Raw genomic sequence first — 24,177 nt, 5'->3', positions numbered from 1 at the left:
GTTTCCTCCCTTATTTATCCAAATTCTTGCCGACGGCGCGCATGGCGAAGAAGGCGACGATGTTGGCGAGAATGACTGCGATGATACCGCCGGCGGACGCCTGGCCGATTTTGAACTCCAGCAATGCCTTCTGGTAGACGAGGAAGGGCAGGTTGGTGGAGGCATAACCCGGGCCGCCATTGGTGGTGACGAGGATCTCGGCATAGACCGACAGAAGGAAGATCGTCTGGATCAGGATGACCACGGTTATGGCGCGCGACATATGCGGCAGCGTCAAATAGATGAAGCGGCTGATGAAGCCGGCGCCGTCCATTTCGGCGGCTTCCTTCTGCTCGCCGTCGAGCGACTGAAGCGCGGTCAACAGGATCAGCGTCGCAAACGGCAGCCACTGCCAGGCGACGATGATGATGATCGCCAAAAGCGGGTGCTGCCCGAACCAGTCGATCGGCTGCCCGCCGAAGAAGCGCGCAATATCGGCGAAGACGCCGTATTGCGGATGCATGATCATGTTCTTCCAGACCAGTGCCGCCACCGGCGGCATGACGAAGAACGGCGAGATGACAAGGATGCGGACGATGCCCTGTCCCCACATCGGCTGATCGAGCAGAAGGGCCAGCAAGATACCGCCGATCACCGTGATCAAAAGCACGCTGACGACGATGGTGAGCGTGTTGAGGATCGACTGCAGGAATGCCGGGTTGGAATAGAACAGCGCGTAGTTCGAAAACCCGACGAAGCCGTCGCGCATCGGATTGAGCGGATTGTACTGCTGGAAGGAGAACCACAGTGTGAATGCCAGCGGTACAATCATCCAAACCAGCAGCAGCACCACGGATGGCGCCATCATGAAGCGGGCAAGCGAACGGGTCTGCTGAGTAGCCATGACGATCACCCTTCGAGGTCAGCCAAGTTTTCAGCGGTGTGAAAGCCGGCCGCCCGAACTGGTTTTCGGGGGGCCGTTGCCGGTCGCCATTGGCAACCGGCACCGGGAGGAGCCTACTTGATGTAACCGCCCTCGGTCATCGTCGCGGTGGCGGCGTCCTGCGCCTGCTTCAGGGCGTCGTCGACGCTCGACTGGCCGGCAAGTGCCGCCGAGAAGAGCTGGCCGACAGTGGTGCCGAGGCCCTGGAACTCAGGAATGGCGACGAACTGGACGCCGACATAAGGCACCGGCTTGACGGTCGGATGCGTCGGATCGGCGGAGTTGATCGAGTCCAGCGTCATCTTGGCGAAAGGTGCTGCCTTCTGGTACTCGGGATTGGCATAGAGCGAGGAGCGCGTTCCCGGCGGAACGTTGGCCCAGCCTTCCTTCGAGGCGACGAGCTCGGCATAATGCTTGCTGGTAGCCCAGGATACGAACTTTTGAGCGGCGTCGGCCTTCTGCGTGCCGGCGGGGATGGCCAGCGACCAGGCCCACAGCCAGTTGCCGCGCTTGCCGAGGCCATTGTCCGGCGCCAGCGCATAGCCAACCTTGTCGGCGACGGTGGAGTTCTTCGGATCAGAGACGAAGGAAGCAGCGACGGTGGCGTCGATCCACATGCCGCATTTGCCCTGCTGGAATAGCGCCAGGTTTTCGTTGAAGCCGTTGGATGATGCGCCCTCGGGGCCATCGGCCTTCATCAGGTCGACATAGAACTGCAGCGTGTTCTTCCACTCGGGCTGGTCGAATTGCGGCTTCCAGTTCTCGTCGAACCAGCGCGCGCCGAACGAGTTCGACATGGCGGTCAGGAAGGCCATGTTCTCGCCCCAGCCGGCCTTGCCGCGCAGGCAGACGCCGTTCACGCCGTTGGCGCGGTCGGTCATCTTGTCGGCAGCCTGCTTGATGAAGTCCCAGGTCGGTGCATCGGGCATCTTGAGCCCGGCCTTTTCCATCAGATCCTTGCGGTACATGACGAAGGAGCTTTCGCCGTAGAACGGCGCGGCGTAGAGCTTGCCGTCGACCGACAAGCCGCCGGCAATGGCCGGGATGATGTCCTTGACGTCATAGTCGTCGCCGAGCTTGTCGAGCGGCAGGAGCCAGCTCTGCTTGGCCCAGATCGGCACCTCGTAGGTGCCGATGGTCATCACGTCGTATTGGCCGCCCTTGGTGGCGATGTCGGTGGTGACGCGCTCGCGCAGGACGTTTTCCTCGAGCGTGACCCACTGCAGCTGGACGTCGGGATTCTTGGCGGTGAAGTCGTCGGTCAGCTTCTGCATGCGGACCATGTCGCCATTGTTGACCGTGGCGATGGTGATGGATTCGGCATGCGCGGCGAAAGCAAGCGCGCTGGCCGACAACAGGCCTAGGGTGAACGTGCGAAGTTTCATCAAAATTCCTCCCATGAACCAAGATGAGCATTTGCCTTGGCTGTGAGCAATTACTCACTTACCGTGAATTATGTCAAGCCGGATTCGTTGCTGCAGCGCAGCACGCTGGTCTCGTGCAGCGGCAAGCCTGGGACACTCGCGGTATATGTGGAGAAGGGTTGGATCGGGCTCATCGCGCCGCCAAAAGCCGGAGCTTTGCTGTCCGGGTGGCCTGGATTCGGCCTATTGGCAAGCGATCTCGCTCAGGATCCAATCACGAAAGGCGCGGATCTTCGGCACGTTGCGCCGCGCCGTCGGATAGACCAGCCAATAGGCATGGCCGTCGTCACCAACCAGATCAAAGGGCTGGATCAGGCGGCCGTCGGCAAGTTCGGTCTTGAACAGCGCCTTGGTGACGATCGCCACGCCATGGCCGGCAATCGCGGCATTGGCCTCGTAGGCCTGCGCACCCATGCTGGTGCCGGTGCGTTTGGCCAATTCCGCGACCGGCAGGCCGGCGGCGGCAAACCAGTCCCGCCACCAGATGTCGCCCGGGTCGAGGATCGGCAGCCGCAGCAGGTCGGCCGGTTCGTTGACGCCGCCGATGCTGGCCGCGAGTTTTGGGCTGAGAACCGGCGTGAAATCGGCCCTGAAAAGCATATGGGTCTCGACGCCCGGCCAGTTGCCGCCGCCGGAGCGGATGGCGATGTCGATATCCTCTCTGGCAAAGTCGACAACCCTGTTCGAAGTATCGACGCGCACCGCCAGCGACGGATGCGCGACCTGGAACGAGCCGAGATGCTGCGCCAGCCAATTGGAGGCAAAGGTCAGCAGCGTCGAAACGCAAAGCACGCCGTCGGCGCCGGTGCGCGCGGCGGCATAGGCGCCGCTCAACAGCGCGAACGCTTCGCTGACTGCGGGCGCCAGGCGTTGGCCAGGTTCGGTCAGCACGATCTGTTTTGGCTGGCGCAGGAACAAGGGCGCGCCGATGCGCTCCTCCAAAAGCTTGATCTGATAGCTTGCGGCCGCCTGCGTCATGCCAAGCTCCTGGGCAGCCTTGGTGAACGAGAGATGCCGCGCCACCGCCTCGAATACCCGGATCGCCTGAAGCGGAGGAAGCTGCGAAACCAGCTGTCGTGAATTGAGCTCCGGCATAAGCCCTCCTTATGGGCAGTGATCGACGTTTGATTGGCGGCACCGGCCGGTCCTACCGATATTCCGTGGTGAAGATCAATTACGCCTAGAGATAGCGAAGGCTGACGATCATGACCACGATACAGGAAAAGCTGCTTCTTGCTCCAGCCCACGGCTGGTTTTCACGGCTGGCGCGGGGATTGGCAACGCACGCGGCGCGGAAACGGGCCTATCTCGACGTCCGGGAACTGCCGCCGCATCTGCAGCGCGACATGGGCTTCCTCGACGGCAACGATCCTTGCGGCCGGCACCAGTAATGTCGCTCGTTTTATCGGGAGTTCAGATGCGTTTCGATTTCACATGATCGTTTCCGACCACCAGGGGCTCGGAGATCATGCGCCCGCCAGCAAGGCGGCGGCGGTCCGCTCATCGGTGATCAGGCCGTTGACCAGCCGCCTGTTGACGGCGGCGAAGATGCCCGGCAGCTTGCGGTCGCCCATGGCAAGCGCGATCACCAGCGACTTTTCGCGCGACGGCAGCGGTGCCGACGAGACCCGATCATTGGTGATGCCCTCGATCATGCGGCCGTCGCGATCGAACACCCAGCCGACGATCTCGGCGACGCCGCCGGCCTTCTGCAGCGCCTTCAATTCACCCTCCGAAATGAAGCCGTCCTCGTAAAGCGGCGCCTTCGGGCCGAGATCGCCGATGCCGACAAAGGTAACGTCGGCCTCGGCCGCAAGCGCCAGCGTCGGCTGGATCATCGGCTGGCTGAGCAGCATCTCGCGCTCTTCCGGCGAGGAGGCGATGACCGGCAAAGGCATCGGAAACGAGCGCGCCTTGACCCTGTCGGCCATGGTGAAGATCACGTTGTAGAAGGCGGCCGAGCCGTCCGGCGAGATGTTGCCGGTCAGCGACACCACCTTGTGCTGCGGGCATTCCATCGGCGGCAGCTGCTCGATCGCCGCCTTGAGCGTGCGGCCGGTGCCGATCGCCATGACAATCGGCGTCGGCGACCGCAGCCGCCGTTCGATCTCGGCGGCCGCCGCCTCGGCGACGCCGATGATGGTGGAGGACGAAGAAGGGTCGCTCGGCACCACCTCCACCAGATCAAGCGCAAAGCGCGATTTCAGCCGTGCCGCAAGGTCGAGGCAATTGGCGATCGGATGGTCGACGCGCACCTTGATCAACCCTTCGGAGACTGCGAGCGACACCAGCCGCTGCGCCGTCTGCCGGGAGATGCCAAGCGTGGCGGCGATCTGGTCCTGGGTGTTGCCGGCAACGTAATAGAGCCAGCCGGCGCGCGCCGCGTCGTCCAGCCTGTTGCCGCCGCTATCCTGCCGCGAATTCAAGGTCCTGCCTCCCAGCCCGCCGAGCATGAGAGGCGGAGCACCATAGTTTCGCAGGGAATGAGGTTGTGCGCAATTGCCTATTGTAAGAGCAATTGCTTAAGGTCCGGACTTGGTGCTTCGAGCGAAGTGACGGGGCCGACCTAGTCTCGTCGCAACAGCAAGGCTGTCGAGGTCGCACCAATCTCGGTTCCAAAGCGCGACGTGTTCGATCGGCCTCATGCGATGCGCTTTAGATTCTTTTTTATGCATGTCGTTATCACAAAACCGCTGCACACTTTTGCGCGACATGCATTAGCGGGGACGCGGCGGTTTATCTCCCGAGCTAAACGCTTTAAGGGATTCTGGAGAATGGAGCCTCGCATGACGCCGAAAGCGGTTTTCTGGGATATGGACGGCACGCTGGTCGACAGCGAGCCGCTGCACGAGGCGGCGCTGGTTGCGGCGCTGCACAGCGTTGGCATCGCCCCGCCAACCGACCTGCATGAGCGCGTGCTCGGCATCGCCGCATGGCCGGTCTACGAGATGCTGCGCGACGAGTTCGGCCTCGACCTGCCTTTCGACGACTGGATCGTACGCAAATACGATCACTATCTGCCGATGGTGCAAACGCTGACGCCACGCAGCGGCGCGATCGAGATTTTCAACGAGCTACGCGCGCTTGGCGTGGAGCAGGCGGTGGTGTCCAATTCCGACCGGCTGATCGTCGACGCCAATCTGCGCGCGGTCGGCCTTTTCTACCCCGGCATGAAGACCATCAGCCGCAACGACGTGCGCGAAGGCAAGCCGCATCCCGAGCCATTCCTGCGGGCCGCCTGGCTGGCCGGCGTCGATCCCGCCGAGGCCGTAGCGGTCGACGACAGCATGACCGGCGCCACGGCGGGGCTGGCGGCGGGAATGAAGACGGTCTTCTGGCCGGAGGCGCCGATGGAAGGGCCGCCGGGGGCGATTGTCATCAACAGGGCCGAGGAATTGCGGGCCCATCTGGGACTTTAAAGCTTTAACGGGCGCTCAGTTCCGGTAGACAGGCTCCTGCTCGTCGAGGATCGCCTTCAGTTCGGAAAGGTGGCGCTCGGCCTGACCGGGATAATCTTCCTGTTCCCTTGCCGCTTTCTCGGCGATCTCGTCCGACAATACCCGCAGCGGCCGGCCGGTCCACAGCGCCTTGATGTAGGTTTCGGCGGCGCGCTCGAAATAGAACATGCGGTTGAAGGTGTCGGCGACGCTGTCGCCGATGACCAGCACGCCATGATTGCCCATCACCATGACCTTGACCTTCGGGTCGACAAGAAGCTGCGAGCAGCGCTCGCCCTCTTCCTCGAAGGCCAGCCCGCCATAATGAGCGTCGACGACATGGCGGTTGAAGAAGATCGCCGAGTTCTGGTCGACCGGCGGCAACGTCGAGTCGGCGAGCGAGGCAAGCACGGTGGCGTGGATCGAGTGGACATGCATGACGCAGCGTGCATGACGCACATTGCGATGGATGGCGCCATGCAGGCCCCATGCCGTCGGGTCAGGTGCATTCGGGCCGGAGAGCGTGTCGGGATCGTTGGCGTCGATCAGCAGCAGGTCGCTCGCCTTGATGCGCGAGAAATGCACCTGATTGGGATTCATCAGGAATTGCGAGCCATCGTCGTTGACCGCCAGCGAGAAATGATTGGCCACCGCCTCGTGCATGTTGAGCCGCGCCGTCCAGCGGAAGGCGCAAGCGAGATCGACACGTTCTTCATAGAACGGCAGGTTGGTCAGCACTTCCTTCTGCAGGCGCGTGATGCTCATCGTAGACCTCCGTGAAAGAGGCGAGGATGCCGCGCGGCGGGAAGACGCGCAACCGGTTTCGTTTGGTGCAGGCGAACGCGATTGCTATGCTGCCGTACTGGCGGCGGCGCCGACCCTTAGGCCGCCATGCTCGACGATAAAATCGATGACCTCCTGCAGCCCCTTGCCGCGCGACAGATCGGTGAAACCGAACGGCCGCTTGCCGCGCATGCGGGCGGCGTCGCTCTCCATGACATTGAGATTGACGTTCACATAGGGCGCAAGGTCGCTCTTGTTGATGACCAGGAAATCGGACCGGGTGATCGCCGGTCCGCCCTTGCGCGGAATCTCCTCGCCCTGGCAAACCGAGATGACATAGAGCGTCAGGTCGGCAAGGTCCGGCGAGAAGGTGGCGGCGAGGTTGTCGCCGCCCGATTCGATGAAGATGATGTCGAGATCCGGGAATTTTTTGGTCATTTCGGCAATCGCCTGCAGATTGATCGAGGCGTCCTCGCGGATGGCGGTGTGCGGGCAGCCGCCGGTCTCGACGCCGATGATGCGATCTTCGGGCAGCGCCTGGAGGCGCGCCAGCATCATGGCGTCCTCCTTGGTGTAGATGTCGTTGGTGACGACGGCGATCGAGAACTCGTCGCGCAGCGCCTTGCAGAGCTTTTCGGTGAGCGTCGTCTTGCCGGAGCCGACCGGACCGCCGATGCCGATGCGAAGAGGGCCGTTCGGGGATATCATGCGGGGAACTCCGTGAAGGCAAGGATGGCGAAGCCGAGGCCGATCAGCAGGCACAGCGGCGAATAATAACGCAGATCGAGCCGCGCGAAAGGTTGCTCGGGCGTCAGCCGGCGCCACCACGGCGTGAAGCCGGCAATGCCGCGCGCCAGGAAAACCAGCGCGATGAGCAGCGACGTGGCGGCAAGCCCGGCCTTGGGAAAGGGCGTGGCAAAGATGCCCTCGAGCGCCATCGGCCACAGTGTCGCCAGGCCGAGGCAGGCGGCAACGGCGAAGCTGGCGAAGGGCGCCGGCATTTCGTCGACGCCATGAAAGCCGATGACGGCGCGGGCGCAGGAGGCAGCATCCCTGCCCGGCCAGATGCCGCCAATAGCCCAATAGACATGCAGCGCGGTGATCAGCAGCAGGACCAGCGAGAGGGCGAAAGCGAGGACGATCATGAGCGGAACAGCCGCGAGTACTGGGTCTCGTGCTTCATCGCCGTGATGTCTGAGATAAAAGCGCAGCCGCCGAGATCGTCGAGGGTCGAGTCGGCAGCGCGGGCTGCAGTCGCCAAGGCCAGCGGCTCGAAGCCGGCGAGCAGCGCGGTCGCTCCGGTCTGGCCAACGACACCAAGCCGGATCGCGGCCTGGACGAGGTTGGAAAAGAAGGCCTGCAGGAAGCCGGCCAGCGCGTCCCGCAGCATAAATCCGTGGCCGCCGGCGACGGCACCGACGGCGACGCAATAGGCACATTCGGCCGGCAGGCGGTCCAGCACCTGGCACGGCCAGGCCGAGGCCGCCTTCAGGAAGGCGGCGCCCTGCAGCATGGTTTCGGCATGACGCTCGCGCGAGCCGGCTAAGGCCTCGCCGAGCGCAGCGACCTCGACGAGATCGCCGGCTTCGCGCGCCCGGCGCCAGCTTTCGGCAAACAGCACCGCATCGTTCCAGCCGGAACCCATCTCGACCAGCGTTTCCAGCCACGCGGCGAGGTCTTTGCTGTCGGCAACCAGCCCGGCATGCACGGCTTGTTCCAGGCCATGGCTGTAGGAAAAGCCGCCGACCGGGAAGGAAGGCGACAGCCACGCCATCAGCCGCAACAATGCAATGTTGGAAGGCTGGTCAGTCATGGTCATGGTCGTGCGAATGGCTGTGGGAATGCGATTCGCTATGGCTATGAGAATGCGCTTCGGCGTGGCTGTGCGTATGCGCCTCGGCATGAGCATGGCCGTGCCCGCCATGGCCGGAATAAGCGCCGCGCACCGGCTTGAACGGCTCGGAGACGTCGCTCACAATGGCGCCCAATCCCTCCAGCATCGCCTTGATGACATGGTCGCGCAGGATGAGGATGCGCCCAGCTTCGATTGCGGCGGCGAGATGGCGGTTGCCGATGTGCCAGGCAAGCTCGGCCAGATGGACAGGATCGCTGGCCCTGATGTCGTAGAGCGGCTCCTCGGCCGCGATGATCTCGATTTGGCGGCCATCGTCCAGCACCAGCCGGTCACCATGGTTCAACGTCACCGGTTCGGGCAGGTCGACCAGCACCTTGTCGCTACGGGCCGTTTCGATGGCGCGACGGCGCAGATGCCGCTCGTCATGAGCAAGCACTGCGCTGTCATATGGCGTAGTGGTTCCGGCTTCGCCTGCGGCCAGGACGGAGACGGCGCGCGGGAATTTGGTGAAGTCGGTGCGAATATCGAGCTTCATGTAAGACTGCCTTTCGCAAAAAGCCTAGACTATCCGGTCCGCCGCCCCAATGGGGCTCAGACGATCGTGTCGAAGAGCCGCAGGATGAACGATATCTGATAGACGAGCGCGCCGGCGACAAAGGCGATGTGAAAGCGGCGGTCGCGCAGCAGGATCGCAATGACGCAAAGCGCGACGAAAACCGGCGTGCGGATCAGATATTCGATGCCGAAATGGGCGAAATGCGCCGGCCCTTTCAGCAGCGTGTCGATCACGTCGAGCAGATAGGTCGCCGCCAGCAGGCCGAAGAACCAGGCCCGGCGCGAATAAAAGAAATCCTCATAGCTGGTGTAGTCCAGCATCGAATCCGGGAACAGCAGCGCGCAGAGCAGGAACAGCGTGACGGCGTAGAAGATGATGAACAGGTATTTGCCGAAGGTCCAATTCTCGATCTGGAACAGGCCGAACTCCCACCACCAGAAATGCACCAGCATCAGAAGCACCGACGCAACCCAGGCGAGGTGCACGGGATAGAGCCGGTACTGGCCGGGATGCTGGACGATGCGGGCGAGCCCCGACAGCAGCCGTGTGACGCCAAGGCCGATCACCATGCCCAGGACAATGCGGATATGCGGGAAAATGTCGTGGGCGTAAGGGAGTTGTTGGTCCATAGGCCTGGCGCGGCATGTTCTACATCGGTCGTTCTAACGCCTATGGTTCAGAACAGGAAGTAGCGTTGCGCCATCGGCAGCACGGTGGCCGGCTCGCAGGTGAGCAACTCGCCGTCGGCGCGGACCTCGTAGGTTTCGGGGTCGACCTCGACATGCGGCGTGGCGTCGTTGAGCACCATCGAATGCTTGCCGATGCCGCCGCGGGTATTCTCGACCGCCACCATCTGCTTGTCGACGCCGAGCCTGCCGCGCAGGCCGGCGTCGAGCGCGGCTTTCGAAACGAATGTCACCGACGAATTGGTCATCGCCTTGCCATAGGCGCCGAACATCGGCCGATAGTGCATCGGCTGCGGCGTCGGGATCGAGGCGTTGGGATCGCCCATCGGGGCGGCGGCGATCATGCCGCCGATCAGCACCATGTCCGGCTTGACGCCGAAGAACGCCGGATTCCACAGCACGAGATCGGCGCGTTTTCCCACCGCCACCGAGCCAATGTCCTTCGACAGGCCATGCGCGATGGCCGGATTGATGGTGTATTTGGCGATGTAGCGGCGGACGCGGAAATTGTCGTTGTCGCCGGTCTCCTGCGGCAGCGAACCGCGCTGGCGCTTCATCTTGTCGGCGGTCTGCCAGGTGCGGATCGCGACTTCGCCGACGCGGCCCATGGCCTGGCTGTCCGACGAGATGATCGAGAAGGCGCCGATGTCGTGCAGAATGTCTTCGGCGGCGATGGTTTCCTTGCGGATGCGGCTTTCGGCAAAGGCGATATCTTCGGGGATCGACGGCGACAGATGGTGACAGACCATCAGCATGTCGAGGTGTTCGGCCAGCGTGTTGACCGTGTAGGGGCGGGTCGGATTGGTCGAGGACGGAATGACGTTGGGCAGGCCGCAGACCTTGATGATATCAGGTGCGTGGCCGCCGCCGGCGCCTTCGGTGTGGAAGGCATGGATGGTGCGGCCCTTGATCGCCGCCACCGTGTTTTCGACGAAGCCGGACTCGTTCAGCGTGTCGGTGTGGATCATCACCTGCACGTCGTAATCGTCGGCGACCGACAGGCAGCAGTCGATTGCAGCCGGTGTCGTGCCCCAGTCCTCATGCAGCTTCAGCGAGCAGGCGCCGGCGAGCACCATCTCCTCGAGCGCGGCAGGCAGCGACGCGTTGCCCTTGCCCGACAGGCCGATATTCATCGGGAAGGCATCGAAAGACTGGATCATGCGTGCCAGATGCCACGGCCCAGGCGTGCAGGTGGTGGCCAGCGTACCGTGCGCCGGGCCGGTGCCGCCGCCGAGCATGGTGGTGATGCCCGACATCAGCGCTTCCTCGATCTGCTGCGGGCAGATGAAGTGGATATGCGCGTCGAAGCCGCCGGCGGTCAGGATCTTGCCCTCGCCGGCGATGATCTCGGTGCCCGGGCCGATGATGATGGTGACGCCGCCTTGAGTATCCGGATTGCCGGCCTTGCCGATCGCGGCGATACGGCCGTCCCTGAGGCCGATATCTGCCTTGACGATACCGGCGGTGGCATCGACGACCAGCGCATTGGTGATGACGGTGTCGACCGCGCCTTGCGCGCGCGAAACCTGGCTCTGGCCCATGCCATCGCGGATGACCTTGCCGCCGCCGAATTTCACCTCCTCACCGTAAAGGGTGAGATCCTTTTCGACCTCGATGAACAGTTCGGTGTCGGCGAGCCGGACCTTGTCGCCAACGGTCGGGCCGTACATCTGCGCATAGGCGGCGCGGGTGATTTTAGCCATCAGCAATTGCTCCCGAAATACAGCCCGAAAATACCGCTTGTCGAAGCCGGGACCCACATTGCCGCCATCCTATGGTCACGCAATGACCCGCTGAGCGACACTTTCCGATCCCATTTGGCGGTTGAGGTGGGCGGGCCACCCCAAAACGACCATTTGCCAATCGATGGAAAGGAACATCCATGCGCAAAACGACCCTTCTGGCAGCAGCCGCCACGCTGGTGCTCGCAACCGCCGCCAGCGCCCAGCAACAGCCTGCGCAGCAGCCCAGTCCGGCGCCGGCCGCTCCTGCTCCTGCCGCGCCCGGGGCGCAGCCGCAGGCGCCCACCATTCAGGCGATCAATGTCGTCGATATCAAGGATCTGCCGGCGGACACTCAAGCCAAGGTCAACGAGGTGATCGCTAAGCGCAGCGATGCCGATTTGCAGAAGCTGCGCGGCTCGATCGACGCGACACCGGAGGTCAAGTCCGCGCTCGAAGCGAAAGGACTCACCTCGGCGCAGGTGATCGCCGCCAGCATGAGCACCAATGGCGCGCTGACGCTGATCACCAAGAAAGCCAGCTGACGAGGCGAGGCGGCGGGCCGGCGCCCGGTCAGCCCGCCGCATCGCAAAGGGAACCTTCACAGGGGAAGTTACGTTTCGGTCCTGTCGCCCTGACACAAGCCTCGAAAAGGAGCCTGAGAACGAGCGATGGCGATCACCACCTTCTCCGACACCAGATGGCTGCATGGGATTGCTGCGACCGCGTTTCTGGCAGCCAGCATTCCGCACGCCGCGCTGAACGCGCAGAGCCTCGATAGCGCCGAGACCGTCAACCGGATCGTCGGCTCGGAGGTCGGCCAGGAAGAGACCAAGACAAATGCGGAAGCCGGCAAGGTCAGCTCGGCGATCGACCGCACGCGTGAAAACATCGCTGTCGTGCGCAAGACGTCCAAGCTCGACAAGGTCGATATCGTGTTTCTTACCGACGCCGCGCGCACCGAAGGCGGCCCGCCGCCGGCGATCGAAAACAAGGTCAGGCAACATCGGGACGACATTGCCGAGCTGCGCAAGGAGATCGAGGCGAACGCATTGCTGTTCAACGCCATCGACTCGCGGAGAGTGCAAACCGAGGACGTTCTGGCGGTGGAATTCGACGATCCGGGAAAGGTCGTCATCTATGCGGCGGCCAAGCCGCCCGGCTGAGCCGAAACTGCTCGACGCCTTCGATCTCACAGCTTGCCCATGATCTTCTGCTGAAATCCGTAGACCTCGCGCTTGCCGCCGAACGGCACCAGGGTAACGTCACGCTCCTGCCCCGGCTCGAAGCGCATGGCGGTGCCGGCAGCGATGTCGAGGCGCATGCCGCGGGCCTGGTCGCGATCGAATCTCAGCCCTTCATTGGTCTCGAAGAAATGATAATGGCTGCCGACCTGGATCGGCCGATCGCCGCTGTTGGCTACCTTCAAGGTGACGGTCGCCAGACCCTTGTTCAGCTCTATCTCGCCGCTTGCCGTGATGATTTCACCTGGGATCATTGCGGCCCTCACAGGACGCCGAAAGCAAGGCCGGCGCCAATCGTGGCACAGGCGGCCCCGGCGACGCGGGCAAGTCCGCGGAAGCGCCAGCCGAGGTTGAAACCGGCAGTGATGCCGACGGCGTGGAGCAGCGCGGTGGCGGCGGCAAAGCCCGCCATGTAGCCGAGCCCACCCGCATTTTCGGGCACCTCGGTGCCGTGGGCATAGCCGTGGAACAACGCGAACAGGCCGATGACGGCGACGCCGGCCGAGACCGGAAGGTCGACGGCGAGCGCAACCAGCAGCCCGAGCACCACGACGGACGCCAATATGGCCGGCTCGACGAAAGCCATCGGCACATGCAGGATGCCGAGCGCGCCGCCGGCCAGCATGATGCCGACGAAAGCCAGCGGCCATGCCCAGATCGCTTTGCCGCCCTTGAGCGCTGCCCACAGGCCGACGGCAATCATCACCGTCATGTGATCGAGGCCGGAGAGCGGGTGGGTGAAGCCGGCGGTGAAGGACGAAACCGTGCCGTCGCCGACATGGGCATAGGCTGGCCCAGCTGCCGCCAGCAGCAGGACCGCCGACAGCGTTGTGCGTTTCATCGTAGCGGGGATCATCGGCGTACCTTCCATCTTCGAGATCATCATGCCTCTCACGCGGCCTTGCGGGCCGGGCCGCAGCCCTCTGCCTTGAGAATGCGCTGGGTCGAGGCCGGATATTTCTTCAGCATCGCTGCCGGACGGATCGGGCGGGCCGAGAAGTTGCCGCCACAATTCGGACAGGCGCCGCCGAGCACGTTTTGGGCGCAGTCCGCGCAGAAGGTGCATTCGAAGGTGCAGATCACCGCATCTGTCGCATCGGGCGGCAGATCCTTGTCGCAGCATTCGCAGTTGGGACGCAGCTCAAGCATTTTCCTCTCCTCGCCTTTGGTGATTATCTGATCGGTTCGTGCACGGTCACCAGCTTGGTGCCGTCGGGAAACGTCGCCTCGACCTGCACATCGTGGATCATTTCGGCAATGCCTTCCATCACCTGCGCCCGGGTCACGACATGGGCGCCGGCCTCCATCAGCTCGGCGACCGCGCGCCCGTCGCGGGCACCCTCGACGACGAAATCGGTGATCAGCGCGATCGCTTCCGGGTGGTTGAGCTTGACGCCGCGTTCGAGCCGCTTGCGGGCCACGATCGCCGCCATGGCGATCAGCAGCTTGTCTTTCTCCCTCGGCGTCAGATTCATGCTTTTTCCTGCAGTGGCATAATCGAAATCAGAGTGACCATAATTTGGGCAGGCCCGCCCGCCCGTTGAGCAATTCGACAAGCGGCACCAGCCGCTTGCGGAGCTGGTAGCCGTCCTCGGCGAACAGCCTCGCAAGAAGCTTGCCAGATTTCCGCACACTCCAGAAACTGACGCCGCCCTGGCCGCCGACCATGCCCCGGGCCGGCTCGAGCAAAGCCTCTGCCCGCGGCGACACCATCAGCAGCGTCGCCACGGCGATGCCGCCACCGGCCACAGCCGTACGGTTCAAGGTGGCCGCAATGTCGGGCCCGATGCGGAACTCCTCGGCATGGACCAGCGCTCCGTCCTGGCGGACGCGCCAGCGGTCGTGGAAATAGCCTTGCGCTGCCCGTTCGCCCATGGCCAGGCGGCCGAAGACAGTAGCCTCCAGGATCAGCGCCTCGGCTCCGGCGGCAAGCTCCACGTCAAGCGTGCGGGCAAAGACCGAGCGGTCGAAGACGATGGTTTCCTGCGGCAGCCAGGCAATGTGGCCGCCTTCGCCGACGGTCAGTTGCACCCGCACTTCGGCGCGATCGGATGCGGCGCGGTAGATTTTCTCGCAGGCCTGCGTTGTTATGGTTGCGGAGGCGCCGGCACCGACATCGACCTGCCAGGCGAGACGGTCGCCACCGGTCAGCCCACCGGCAGTGTTGATCAGGACAGCTTCGAGCGGATCGGCCGAGACTGCCGGCATGCGGATCTTGGCCGAGCCGTCCTGGTACAAGCGCCGAAGACGCGTGCGGCCTCCGTTCCAGTCGCAGCCAAGCCGCGCGACGCCGGCAACGCGCTGGGCCGGCGGCACTGAGCTCAAGCTATATGCGATCGTGTCCACGACACCAACGTTAAGCACTGCGGCGGCTTTGTCGATATATAGCTTGTTGCTTGACAGCGTTTCGGTTTCTATAGAGGGAGCCACCTTGGTACGGTCATCGGCGCCTGGCGGGGGTAAAAGGCGACGATGACGACGTAATCGAGGACAAAAGGGGCGCTGATCAGTTGGCGTCGGGAAACGACAGAGTTGGGGAAGAAACCGAATGGCTGACCAGCTGGCAAACGATATCATCGCCAAGATCAAGGCTCATGCCGAGCCGGGCGGCGAGGAAATCACCACCAGTACCGAACTGACCGCCCTTGGCATCCATTCGCTGGAACTGACGGAAATCATCTTCGATCTCGAGGAAGAGTATGGCATCGAAATCGAGATGAACACGGTCGATGCCTGGAGCAATCTGAAGAATGTCGGCGACATGGTCGAGGCGGTTCGCGCGCTGATCGCGAAAAAAGCCTGACTGAATGCACAAGCGCATCGTCATCACGGGCATCGGCGGGTTATGCGGGCTCGGCACCAATGCACCAGCAATATGGAATGAGATGCGCACCGGCCGTTCGGCAATCGGTGCGATCGTCAATTCCGAGCTGTATGACCTCAAGGTCAGGGTCGGTTGCGAAATCAAAACGCTTCCCGAGCACGGCATCGACCGCAAGCAGGTCGTGTCGATGGACCGCTTCAGCCTTCTGGCGACGATCGCCGCGCGGGAGGCGGCACAGCAGGCGGGATTGAACCCGCACGCGGCCAACACCTATCGGATGGGCACCATCGTCGGCGTCGGCGTCTGCGGCTGGGAGGCAATCGAAGAGAGCTATCGCGCCATCCTGCTCGAAGGCAAGAACCGCGCCGGCATCTTCACCGTGCCGAAAGTAATGCCGGGCGCTGCCGCCGGCCACGTCAGCATGAATCTTGGTCTGCGCGGGCCGGTCTTCGGCATCACCTCTGCCTGCTCGTCATCCAACCACGCCATTGCCTCGGCGGTCGACCAGATCAGGCTCGGCCGTGCCGACGTCATGGTCGCCGGCGGCACCGATGCGCCGCTGGTCTGGGGCATCCTCAAGGGCTGGGAGGCCCTGCGGGTATTGTCGCCGGACACCTGCCGGCCGTTTTCGGCCGATCGCCAAGGCCTTGTGCTCGGCGAGGGTGCGGGCATGGTGGTGCTGGAAACCTATGAGCATGCCATGGCGCGCGGCGCCGCCATCCTTGCCGAAATCGCCGGCGTCGGCCTTTCCGCCGACGCCTCCGACATCGTTGCGCCGACCATCGAAGGGCCGGAGGCGGCGATGCGCTTCTGCCTCGTCGATGCCGGGCTCAATCCGGAAGACGTCGACTATCTCAACGCGCATGGCACCGGCACCAAGGCCAACGACCAGATCGAGACGGCGGCGATCAAGCGTGTCTTCGGCGGCCATGCCTACAAGCTTTCTATCTCCTCGACCAAATCGATGCACGCCCACTGTCTCGGCGCGTCCGGCGCGCTGGAAATGATCGCCTGCGTGATGGCGATCCGCGACGGCATCGTGCCGCCGACCGCCAACTATCGGGAAGCCGACGCCGACTGCGATCTCGACATCACGCCGAACGTGGCGCGCGAGCGCGCGGTGCGCACCGCGATCAGCAACAGCTTCGCCTTCGGCGGCACCAATGCGGTGCTGGCGGTCAAAGCCGTCTGAACCGCACCCCTTGCCGGGTTTCGTCGGGGCCGGTGAAACTTTCCATGCGCATATTGATCGCGCCAGGCGTCGCGCCTAACTCTCTGCGACCCGCCGTGACCGCGCCGTTCGGGGCGCCCCCCGACCAGGAGTTTCGATGACCGATCTGTCCGCGTTTCCGATTGCCACGCGCTGGCCGGCAAACCGTCCCGACCGCATCCAGCTTTATTCGTTTCCGACGCCGAACGGGGTGAAGATATCGATCGCGCTGGAGGAACTTGGCCTGCAGTACGAGCCGCATGCTGTCGACATCGGCAAGAACGAAAGTTGGACACCGGAATTCCTGTCTTTGAACCCGAACGGCAAGATACCGGCGATGATCGATCCGGACGGCCCGGGCGGCAAACCGATCGGCCTGTTCGAATCCGGCGCCATCCTGCTCTACCTCAGCGACAAGACCGGCAAGCTGGTCCCGGCAGACGCAACGCTGCGTTACGAGACGATCCAGTGGGTGTTCTTCCAGATGGCTTCGATCGGGCCGATGTTCGGCCAAGTCGGTTTCTTCCACAAATTCGCCGGGCGCGAAATCGCCGACAAGCGCCCCCTGGAACGTTATCGCGACGAGTCGCGACGGCTGATCGGCGTCCTCGAAACGAGGCTCAAGGGCCGCAGCTGGATCATGGGCGACGATTACACCATCGCCGACATTTCGATGCTTGGATGGGTGCGCAATCTGATCGGCTTTTATGAGGCACGGGAACTCGTCGGTTTCGACGATTTCCCCAGCGTCGGCGCATGGCTGGAGCGCGGCCTTGCCCGGCCGGCGGTGCAGAGGGGCCTCACCATTCCGGCCAGAGCCTGATCGAAAGCCAGACTGGCCCGGCTATTTTGCCTTGGTCCGGGGTTTCGAGCCCTTGCCGACTACGGAAGCGGCAAGCGAGGCCGCACCTTTGGCGGTCGCAAGCACGGCACCGGCGGCGACGTTGGCCGTCGTTTTGACGGTGCGCATTGCGCTGCCTGCGATCGATCCTCTGCTGCTTGCCGGCTTTTTGGGCTTGGGTGCAGCGGCTTTGGCCGCGGCAGGCACCACCTTCTTCGGCGCCGCCTTGCCAAAGCTGGGCTTTGCCGCGTCCTTGGAGCGGGCCGCCACTGCCGGGCCGGCGCTGGTTTTCGCTCGCGTTGCTTTTGATCGTGTTGCCCTGCCCTTGGCGGGCGCAGGCTTTCTTGCCATGGTTTCCATCGAACTGTTCCCTCATGCGGCACGATTGCCGTGTCCGGGATAACGGCCTGAAAGTGTTAAGGTTCCGGCCGAACAGTCCTTACAGATCAGGCCTGTTCACCAACCACCAGGTCGGCGGGCCGCCGACGGGCAAGCACGCGATCGATGTTCGGCATGTCGTTGGAAGCAATCCAGGCGCGCGCGTCCTCGTCGGACCGGCCGTGCTCGTGCCATCGCTCCAGCAGTCGGCGCTCGAGGTCGGCGCGCGGCACATCGACAAAGATCGAGAAGTCGAACAGCGGCGCCAGCCGCGTCCATGGCTCTTCGTCGAGCAGCAGATAATTGCCTTCGACCAGGATGAATTTGGTGTCGGCGGCGATGATCGCAGCGGCGGCGCGCGACAGCTCCATGCTGCGGTCGAAGACCGGGATCGCGATATCCGGTTCGCGGGCGCGGATGCGCTTGAGCAGCGTTTCGAAGCCGGCAAAATCAAAGGTTTCCGGGGCACCTTTTCGCTGGCGAAGGCCGCGTCGCTCGAGCACGACATCATCGTAATGGAAGCCGTCCATCGGCACGACTTCCGCCGTGCCTTCCGGCAGCAGGTCGTGCAAGCCTGCCGACAATGTCGATTTGCCGGCGCCGGGCGGACCGGCAATGGCAACGATGAAGCGCGGCGCCTTGCCGGCGCGCTTGAAGATGGCAGCAGCAATATGGGCGATCTCGGACATTGGAGCCTTTCTGGCTGAGTGTTTTCGATCTTGGCGACAATTCGCGGGAATTTCAAACCCGAGATTAGTTTCCTCGCTCAGGGATTTTGACCGTCCGTCGGCAAATCGCAAAGCTTTGAGATTGCCCGAAACGATCGTCCCTTTCGTCATCCTGGGGCGGAGCAAGGAGCGAAGCGACGCAGCGCAGACCCCGGGATCCATGCCGTGACATCAGGGCGCCTCAGCGGCGCAGAATTCTGTTCCGCCGCATTCCTCGACGACGGTCGCGGCATGGATCCCAGGGTCTCCGCGACGTCGCTTCGCTCCTGCTCCGCCCTGGGATGACGAAGGTGGGGAGGCGAGCTCTCAAGCTGGGGCCGACCTGCCGATCCGCAGGAAATCGCTGTCGAAGCCAATGTCGCGCACGGCGCCGTCGGCGGCCAGGATGCGCATGCGGCCCGGTAAGCTCGCGACGTCGCGCGGCGGCTCGCCGGATGGCCACGGCAGTGCGCCGATGACATGGCGGAACGAAAAGCTGCGCCCTTCAGAAAGGGCAAACGCGGTCGCCACGCCTTCATGCTTCAGCCAGTTGTCGCCGAGCGATGCGGCATGGCCGACGGCCGTGCGGCCGTCCTCGATGCCGAGCACGCCGCGGTGGCGGCCGCTCCATGGCGCATAATCGCGCCCGCCATTGCTGACCCACAGCATGGTGACCGGCAGTTCGGCTGGGTTCTTCAGCACCAGCACCAGATCGGCTTCCGCCTGGCGCGCCAGCGCGGTCCAGCCCGGCCCGCCATGATCGGCCTCGACCAGCGTGACAAAGTCCTCACGCTGCTGGTCCATGCGATAGGCGGTCAGGTCGATCATGCCGCCGTCGGCGGCGGGAAAGCGCGTCAGGTCGGCGGTCCGTGCCGGGTAGGCGAGCAAAGAGCGGCCGCGAGCCGGATCGGGTTCCGGCGCCTCGTTCGGCGTTGCGGCAAAGCGCTTCGCCGAGAAAGCCAGCCTGCCGCCGGCCGTCATTACCGTCATCGGGTGGTGGGCGACGGGAATGGCGCCGACGCCGCCGGAAAAGACGTGCTCCTGATAGAGAACGGGATGATCGTCGCGCAAGGTCAGGATCTTGTCGACGGTTGCGCCCATGACCGGGCGCTGCAGACGGAAGACGGCGCGCCAGCCATCGGCCGTCGCGGCGCTGTCGACGACGTCCCAGCGACTATTGGCCGGCCAGCCATGCAAGGGTGCCGCTTCGACGTCGCTGGTCGAGAACGGCGCGCAGAGGAAATCGCCGGACAGGTGGACCGTCCCTTCAGGCAGATCTTTCGGCAGCGTCTCGCGCGGCTCTTCGACCCAGGGTGCGCGATGCAGCGGCTTCAGCCGACGGCCGTCGATCTCGATCGCCATGTCGGCGAGATGGCCGACGGCAAGATCAACCGATACCGAAATCCCCTTTGCCGTAATCGTGACCGTATCCATGTGCGCACCTACCGATTCTGCCAGCCCGATTCTGGCGGCCCGATTCTGCCGGCGCCAGCAAAGCCCACTCGCCGCCCCTTGCGCAAGCGCGGCGGCCGGCAATTCGCATCGGACGGCTTGGCACAGCCGCCACGTCTGCCTGTGGACAGGGCACCATTCCAGGGCGCGACGATATTAACCAAATGGACTGTGCCTTTGCGTTAAGATAGCTTCGCCTCGTCTCAGAAACAGCCTGCCTTCGGAACCGACTTGTCCGCCTTCCGCTTCTTTTCGCTCATCCACAATTACGTCGCGGTGCTGATGCTGCTGCTGTTTGCGGCCGGCTGTACGACGGTGACGCCCCCTGACAGCGTGCTGGCGGTGCCGGCGCCGCCGCAGAAATATGCCGCGATGGTCATCGATGCCGGCACCGGCAAGACGCTGTTCGAGGTCAATTCGACGGCGCCGCGTTATCCGGCGTCGCTGACCAAGATGATGACGCTGTACCTTCTGTTCGAGGCGCTGGACCAGGGCCGTATCAGCAAGGAGACGCAAATTCCGGTGTCGGACAACGCCGCCCGGCAGCCGCCGACCAAGCTGCGGTTCAGGCGCGGCGAGACCATCGACGTCGATTCGGCGATCCGCGCGATCGTCGTCAAATCGGCCAATGACGTGGCGGTCGCCGTCGCCGAATATCTCGGCGGCAGCGAAGAGGCGTTCGCCGGCATGATGACCGCCAAGGCGCGCCAGATCGGCATGAGCAGCACCGTATTCCGCAACGCGTCGGGCCTGCCGGACGGCGACCAGCACACGAGCGCGCGCGACATGGCGGTGCTCGGCATGGCGCTGCACGCCCGCTTCCCGCAGCATTTCCACTATTTCTCCGAAAGCGATTTCATGTTCCGCGGCAGGCTGGTGCGCGGCCACAACGACATGCTCGGCCGGGTGCGCGGCGTCGACGGCATCAAGACCGGCTACATCCGGGCTTCCGGCTTCAACATCGTTACCTCCTATAATGCGGACGGGCGCAGGCTGATCATCGTGGTGATGGGCGCCGACAGCGCGCGCCAGCGCAACGACCACGTCGAAGCGCTGATCCAGCGCAGCCTGTCGACGGCATCGGCGGCAAAAACGCGGCTGCTGTATGCCGAGGAGCAGTGACGATTGACGTCCGGCGGGCGGCGGATCAGGGCGCTCATCGGGCGACAAACGCAGAACCGCCGTTTTGAGCGACACTGCTGAGATACTTCGCAGGCGGCTTGCCAAGCGCTTTCTTGAACATGGTGATGAAGGCGGTGACCGATTCGTAACCGAGATCGGCCGAAACCTGCTGCACGCTCGCGCCGGAGGCGAGCTCGCGCATTGCGACGATCAAATGCAATTGCTGGCGCCAGCGCCCGAAGGTCAGCCCTGTCTCCTTTACCACGAGACGTGCGAGACTGCTCTCGCTGAGCGCGACGCGATTGGCCCATTCCGCCAGGGTGCTGCGGTCGGCAGCATCTTGCGCCAACGCCGCCGCGATACGCCTCAAGCGCGGCTCGGACGAGATCGGCAAATGCAGCTGCTGGACAGGCATGCGCGGCAGTTCGGCGAGCAGTACCCTGGTCAGGAGCTCGCTCCTGGCGTCATCGTCCTCACCGCGATCCGCCAGCTCGATGATGAGCTCGCGCAGCAACGGCGAGATCGAAAGCGTGCAGCACCGGTCCGGCAGCTCGGCAGCTCCCGGCTCGATATAAACGAAGAAAATCCGGGCATTGGCGGTCGCGACATTGCTGTGCTCCATGTTGCCCGGAATCCACACCGCGCAATGGGGCGGCACCATCCACAGGCCGCTGGGGACGCGGCATGTGACGCCGCCGCCGAGCGCGAAGACGAGTTGGCCTTTGCGGTGGCGGTGGTCCGGCACCTCCGCCCTGGTTTCGGTAACGTCAACGCGCACGGCGATTGCCGAGGCGAGGACATCATCCGGATCGAAAGGCCAGGGGTAGCGGAGAGGCTGCCTCATATTGACTGATTTTAGCGATGAAATGCAAAGATATCTAAATTACTCAAACAGGAAAGTCGATAGTTTAGGGCCTTAAATAACTCAGAAGCCGGCAGGCGGGCTTTCAGTGCCCTGCTTGCGTTCTGAACGTCGGATCAACAAGCCCGGCGCACGAAAACAGGCTGGCGTCCGCCATGCAGCAAGAAAGGACGATATCAATGCTCGCCTTGGTCACATCTTCCGATAGCGCCACCGGGCTGAAGCTCGCCGAGCTTGGCGAGCCCGAGCCCGCCCCGCACCAGGCGCTGGTCTCAGTCCGGGCAGTCTCGCTGAATCGCGGCGAACTGCGCCTGCTCAAGATCCGCCCTGACGGCTGGGTGCCTGGCCAGGACGTCGCCGGAATTGTCGAGCGCGCCGCGGGCGATGGCTCCGGGCAGGCCGTCGGCGCCCGGGTAGCGGCTCTGGTCGACGAGGCCGGGTGGGCCGAGCGCGTCGCCGTTCCAACGGACCACCTCGCCCTGCTGCCGGACGATGTCAGCTTCGTCTCCGCCGCCACTGTTCCGGTTGCAGGCACGACCGCGCTGCGGACCCTGCGCCATGGCGGCGACCTGGCCGGCCAGCGGGTCCTGATTACCGGCGCAAGCGGCGCAGTCGGCCGTTTCCAGATCCAGATCGCCCGCCAGCAGGGCGCGTCGGTGACGGCGGTCGCCGCTGCCCGACATGCCGAAGATCTCCGCGGCCTCGGAGCCGAGCGGGTCGTCGAAACGATCGAGCTCGCCGAAGGACTGTTCTCGCTGATTACCGAGTCGGTCGGCGGCGACAGCCTCGCCCACGCGATCGAACGGGTGGCGCCCGGCGGGACCGTCGTCATGTTCGGCTCGAGCAGCGGCGAACTCACGCCCATCGGGTTCCGCCAGTTCGTCCCGGGTCACGAAGGCGCGCGGCTGCAGACCTTCGCCTACTACGCTTCCGGTCCGGAGGTCGGCGCCGACATCGCCTCGTTGCTCGCGCTGATCGCAGCCGGCCGGCTCGAAACGCGCGTGGTCCTGACCGTGCCGTGGCGGGACGTCGGCCAGGCCCTCGACGCGCTGCGGCAGCGCAGCATCAGCGGCAAGGCAGTGCTCACCATGACGGAATGAGCAGGCGCGGCCGCCGGACGGGACACCGTCTGGGCTGCTACGGCAATCTGGGCCCGTCCGCGATTGCCCGTTGAAGCCGGCGCCTGCTTCCGCTAAGAAGCCGTGGCTGGCCGGTTTACCGGCTGGTTCGTTTTTGGGATCACCGATCCTGAAGGCACCCGTAGCTCAGCTGGATAGAGCGCTGCCCTCCGAAGGCAGAGGTCACAGGTTCGAATCCTGTCGGGTGCGCCAACTCCCAAGTGCACGGCCCGGACACATAGGTTACGGTTTATACCGGAGACATGGTGGACCGCACCCCTGGGTGAGACACCAATTAGGGACAGTTCCCCAGATATTGGATTGCGCACGGCCTCATAACGCGACTGTTAAGTAGGCGACCGCGGGAAGTCCGCAGGGGGTCGAGCTTGTGTAAAAACGCCGGGCCTGGCTCCAATCAGATCCGTGGATCGTGTACTGTGATGAGACGTCGGGACCGAGGATCAGCGGATATGGACGAGGAGGGCTTGGCCGAGATCTCAGCCCGATATATTCGCTTCGCCGATACGGAAGCTCGCGGTCGCTCGCCGCTCTACGAGGAGTTGGCTCGGGCAGTCGCTGGGAACCGGGAGGCGCTCGGTTTCCTGTCGACCCTTCCGGACCTAAAGCGGCAACCGAACCTTCTACTTGCAGCGGTGCGTCACCTGTTCGGCACGCCGACAGGGTGGACCGAGTTTCGCCAGGCGCTTCAGGCTAATCCCGACGCTATCCGCTCGCTCATGCTCGAGCGCTCAACGCAAACCAACGAGCCGGGAAGATGCGCCACCCTGCTCCCCGTGCTGGCGCGTTTGCCGCAGCCGCTGGCCCTCATCGAGGTCGGGACCTCCGCAGGGCTCTGCCTCATGCCCGACCTCTATGGCTATGACTACGGACGCAAGGTGATCCGCGCACCCGCGATGGCTTTGGAGCCGCCTGTCTTCCGATGCCTCGCCAGCGAAACAACGCCATTGCCGACGGCCTTGCCGCAAGTCGTCTGGCGGGCGGGATTGGACCTGAGCCCGATAGATGCTTCGGACG

The 24,177-nt window shown here is 63.9% G+C and carries 31 protein-coding genes and 1 tRNA gene; 12 read left to right on the top strand and 20 right to left on the bottom strand.

Translation table 11 applies throughout. The features are described 5' to 3' along the window. Window positions 1-10 precede the first annotated feature (10 nt). From NKG95_RS23225 to gcvA, 3 genes are all read right to left on the bottom strand, one after another. On the bottom strand, window positions 11-883 hold the full coding sequence (locus NKG95_RS23225; protein WP_031195183.1) for a carbohydrate ABC transporter permease: 873 nt from the start codon (window positions 881-883) through the stop codon (window positions 11-13). A gap of 113 nt (window positions 884-996) precedes the next feature. Further along, on the bottom strand, window positions 997-2,307 hold the full coding sequence (locus NKG95_RS23220) for an ABC transporter substrate-binding protein (protein ID WP_023722530.1): 1,311 nt from the start codon (window positions 2,305-2,307) through the stop codon (window positions 997-999). Between the two features lie 222 nt (window positions 2,308-2,529). Further along, window positions 2,530-3,441, bottom strand: a complete 912-nt coding sequence (gene gcvA, locus NKG95_RS23215) for a transcriptional regulator GcvA (RefSeq protein ID WP_352859128.1) — start codon at window positions 3,439-3,441, stop codon at window positions 2,530-2,532. Window positions 3,442-3,551: 110 nt separating this feature from the next. On the opposite strand from gcvA, the gene NKG95_RS23210 reads away from it, so the two are divergent. Further along, complete coding sequence (locus NKG95_RS23210) at window positions 3,552-3,737, top strand: hypothetical protein (RefSeq protein WP_353042669.1); 186 nt, start codon at window positions 3,552-3,554, stop codon at window positions 3,735-3,737. A 75-nt stretch (window positions 3,738-3,812) separates the two neighbouring features. Here the strand turns inward: NKG95_RS23210 and NKG95_RS23205 are convergent, their stop codons facing one another. Continuing rightward, on the bottom strand, window positions 3,813-4,772 hold the full coding sequence (locus tag NKG95_RS23205) for a sugar-binding transcriptional regulator (protein WP_353042668.1): 960 nt from the start codon (window positions 4,770-4,772) through the stop codon (window positions 3,813-3,815). Between the two features lie 360 nt (window positions 4,773-5,132). Between NKG95_RS23205 and NKG95_RS23200 the strand changes: the two genes are divergently transcribed. Further along, entirely contained in the window at window positions 5,133-5,765 is a 633-nt protein-coding gene (locus NKG95_RS23200; protein WP_353042667.1) for an HAD family hydrolase, read from the top strand. Between the two features lie 15 nt (window positions 5,766-5,780). Here the strand turns inward: NKG95_RS23200 and NKG95_RS23195 are convergent, their stop codons facing one another. From NKG95_RS23195 to ureC, 7 genes are all read right to left on the bottom strand, one after another. Beyond that, window positions 5,781-6,548 carry a class II aldolase and adducin N-terminal domain-containing protein gene (locus NKG95_RS23195; protein WP_353042666.1) on the bottom strand — a complete coding sequence of 256 codons (768 nt, stop codon included), beginning with the start codon at window positions 6,546-6,548 and terminating at the stop codon, window positions 5,781-5,783. Window positions 6,549-6,632: 84 nt separating this feature from the next. Continuing rightward, window positions 6,633-7,274 carry an urease accessory protein UreG gene (ureG, locus tag NKG95_RS23190; RefSeq protein ID WP_353042665.1) on the bottom strand — a complete coding sequence of 214 codons (642 nt, stop codon included), beginning with the start codon at window positions 7,272-7,274 and terminating at the stop codon, window positions 6,633-6,635. Beyond that, a complete protein-coding gene (locus NKG95_RS23185; protein ID WP_023722538.1) occupies window positions 7,271-7,711 on the bottom strand; it encodes a DUF3995 domain-containing protein in 441 nt (146 codons plus the stop codon). Before NKG95_RS23185 ends, ureG begins: the two co-directional genes overlap by 4 nt. Beyond that, window positions 7,708-8,379 (bottom strand): urease accessory protein UreF, encoded by a 672-nt coding sequence (locus NKG95_RS23180; RefSeq protein ID WP_353042664.1) that lies wholly within the window; start codon window positions 8,377-8,379, stop codon window positions 7,708-7,710. Before NKG95_RS23180 ends, NKG95_RS23185 begins: the two co-directional genes overlap by 4 nt. Then, complete coding sequence (locus NKG95_RS23175) at window positions 8,372-8,956, bottom strand: urease accessory protein UreE (protein ID WP_353042663.1); 585 nt, start codon at window positions 8,954-8,956, stop codon at window positions 8,372-8,374. Before NKG95_RS23175 ends, NKG95_RS23180 begins: the two co-directional genes overlap by 8 nt. A 56-nt stretch (window positions 8,957-9,012) precedes the next feature. After that, complete coding sequence (locus tag NKG95_RS23170; protein ID WP_353042662.1) at window positions 9,013-9,606, bottom strand: hypothetical protein; 594 nt, start codon at window positions 9,604-9,606, stop codon at window positions 9,013-9,015. Window positions 9,607-9,653: 47 nt separating this feature from the next. Beyond that, a complete protein-coding gene (ureC, locus tag NKG95_RS23165) occupies window positions 9,654-11,366 on the bottom strand; it encodes an urease subunit alpha (RefSeq protein ID WP_502895920.1) in 1,713 nt (570 codons plus the stop codon). 179 nt (window positions 11,367-11,545) lie between these two features. On the opposite strand from ureC, the gene NKG95_RS23160 reads away from it, so the two are divergent. Both NKG95_RS23160 and NKG95_RS23155 read left to right on the top strand, forming a co-directional pair. Then, entirely contained in the window at window positions 11,546-11,929 is a 384-nt protein-coding gene (locus NKG95_RS23160) for a hypothetical protein (RefSeq protein ID WP_023722543.1), read from the top strand. A 126-nt stretch (window positions 11,930-12,055) separates the two neighbouring features. Continuing rightward, a complete protein-coding gene (locus NKG95_RS23155; RefSeq protein ID WP_023722544.1) occupies window positions 12,056-12,550 on the top strand; it encodes a hypothetical protein in 495 nt (164 codons plus the stop codon). A gap of 26 nt (window positions 12,551-12,576) precedes the next feature. On the opposite strand, the gene NKG95_RS23150 is transcribed toward NKG95_RS23155, so the two are convergent. Genes NKG95_RS23150 through NKG95_RS23130 form a run of 5 tightly spaced genes read right to left on the bottom strand, consistent with a single transcriptional unit; the run spans window position 12,577 to window position 14,974 of the window. Continuing rightward, window positions 12,577-12,882, bottom strand: a complete 306-nt coding sequence (locus NKG95_RS23150) for an urease subunit beta (RefSeq protein ID WP_023722545.1) — start codon at window positions 12,880-12,882, stop codon at window positions 12,577-12,579. Window positions 12,883-12,890: 8 nt separating this feature from the next. Beyond that, entirely contained in the window at window positions 12,891-13,484 is a 594-nt protein-coding gene (locus NKG95_RS23145; RefSeq protein WP_352999300.1) for a HupE/UreJ family protein, read from the bottom strand. Window positions 13,485-13,519: 35 nt separating this feature from the next. Further along, on the bottom strand, window positions 13,520-13,777 hold the full coding sequence (locus NKG95_RS23140; protein ID WP_023722547.1) for a DUF1272 domain-containing protein: 258 nt from the start codon (window positions 13,775-13,777) through the stop codon (window positions 13,520-13,522). Between the two features lie 23 nt (window positions 13,778-13,800). Beyond that, window positions 13,801-14,103, bottom strand: coding sequence for an urease subunit gamma (locus tag NKG95_RS23135; RefSeq protein ID WP_023677011.1), 303 nt, complete (start codon window positions 14,101-14,103; stop codon window positions 13,801-13,803). Window positions 14,104-14,131: 28 nt separating this feature from the next. Then, window positions 14,132-14,974 (bottom strand): urease accessory protein UreD, encoded by an 843-nt coding sequence (locus NKG95_RS23130; RefSeq protein WP_502897820.1) that lies wholly within the window; start codon window positions 14,972-14,974, stop codon window positions 14,132-14,134. 202 nt (window positions 14,975-15,176) lie between these two features. On the opposite strand from NKG95_RS23130, the gene NKG95_RS23125 reads away from it, so the two are divergent. From NKG95_RS23125 to NKG95_RS23115, 3 genes are all read left to right on the top strand, one after another. After that, window positions 15,177-15,431: an acyl carrier protein gene (locus tag NKG95_RS23125; RefSeq protein ID WP_023677013.1), complete on the top strand. Its 255-nt coding sequence runs from the start codon at window positions 15,177-15,179 to the stop codon at window positions 15,429-15,431. A gap of 4 nt (window positions 15,432-15,435) precedes the next feature. Beyond that, entirely contained in the window at window positions 15,436-16,644 is a 1,209-nt protein-coding gene (locus tag NKG95_RS23120) for a beta-ketoacyl-[acyl-carrier-protein] synthase family protein (RefSeq protein WP_353042661.1), read from the top strand. 136 nt (window positions 16,645-16,780) lie between these two features. Continuing rightward, entirely contained in the window at window positions 16,781-17,485 is a 705-nt protein-coding gene (locus tag NKG95_RS23115; RefSeq protein WP_353042660.1) for a glutathione S-transferase family protein, read from the top strand. A 21-nt stretch (window positions 17,486-17,506) separates the two neighbouring features. On the opposite strand, the gene NKG95_RS23110 is transcribed toward NKG95_RS23115, so the two are convergent. Next, window positions 17,507-17,632 (bottom strand): hypothetical protein, encoded by a 126-nt coding sequence (locus NKG95_RS23110; protein WP_352481498.1) that lies wholly within the window; start codon window positions 17,630-17,632, stop codon window positions 17,507-17,509. Between NKG95_RS23110 and NKG95_RS23105 the strand changes: the two genes are divergently transcribed. Further along, on the top strand, window positions 17,619-17,906 hold the full coding sequence (locus tag NKG95_RS23105) for a hypothetical protein (protein ID WP_352495058.1): 288 nt from the start codon (window positions 17,619-17,621) through the stop codon (window positions 17,904-17,906). The genes NKG95_RS23110 and NKG95_RS23105 overlap by 14 nt on opposite strands. Window positions 17,907-17,949: 43 nt before the next feature. Here NKG95_RS23105 and NKG95_RS23100 read toward each other — a convergent pair whose 3' ends face one another. Both NKG95_RS23100 and NKG95_RS23095 read right to left on the bottom strand, forming a co-directional pair. Continuing rightward, window positions 17,950-18,570: a nucleoside triphosphate hydrolase gene (locus NKG95_RS23100; protein WP_023722552.1), complete on the bottom strand. Its 621-nt coding sequence runs from the start codon at window positions 18,568-18,570 to the stop codon at window positions 17,950-17,952. Window positions 18,571-18,915: 345 nt separating this feature from the next. Then, window positions 18,916-20,022, bottom strand: a complete 1,107-nt coding sequence (locus NKG95_RS23095; RefSeq protein WP_353042659.1) for a hypothetical protein — start codon at window positions 20,020-20,022, stop codon at window positions 18,916-18,918. Window positions 20,023-20,271: 249 nt separating this feature from the next. On the opposite strand from NKG95_RS23095, the gene NKG95_RS23090 reads away from it, so the two are divergent. Next, the gene (locus NKG95_RS23090; protein ID WP_502913981.1) at window positions 20,272-21,162 is read left to right on the top strand and encodes a D-alanyl-D-alanine carboxypeptidase family protein; all 891 of its coding nucleotides are present in this window, start codon (window positions 20,272-20,274) and stop codon (window positions 21,160-21,162) included. A gap of 34 nt (window positions 21,163-21,196) precedes the next feature. On the opposite strand, the gene NKG95_RS23085 is transcribed toward NKG95_RS23090, so the two are convergent. Beyond that, window positions 21,197-22,006: an AraC family transcriptional regulator gene (locus NKG95_RS23085; protein WP_353042658.1), complete on the bottom strand. Its 810-nt coding sequence runs from the start codon at window positions 22,004-22,006 to the stop codon at window positions 21,197-21,199. A 197-nt stretch (window positions 22,007-22,203) separates the two neighbouring features. On the opposite strand from NKG95_RS23085, the gene NKG95_RS23080 reads away from it, so the two are divergent. The 3 genes from NKG95_RS23080 to NKG95_RS23070 form a co-directional block, all read left to right on the top strand. Next, a complete protein-coding gene (locus NKG95_RS23080) occupies window positions 22,204-23,124 on the top strand; it encodes a zinc-binding dehydrogenase (protein ID WP_353042657.1) in 921 nt (306 codons plus the stop codon). Window positions 23,125-23,278: 154 nt separating this feature from the next. Beyond that, window positions 23,279-23,355: transfer RNA gene (locus NKG95_RS23075), tRNA-Arg, on the top strand. A 257-nt stretch (window positions 23,356-23,612) separates the two neighbouring features. Continuing rightward, window positions 23,613-24,177: DUF2332 family protein (locus tag NKG95_RS23070; protein WP_353042656.1), on the top strand; the 565-nt coding region annotated here is incomplete at its 3' end.

Source organism: Mesorhizobium sp. M1423 (assembly GCF_040317575.1).
GTDB lineage: Bacteria > Pseudomonadota > Alphaproteobacteria > Rhizobiales > Rhizobiaceae > Mesorhizobium.
This window is presented reverse-complemented; position numbering and strand designations above follow the sequence as displayed.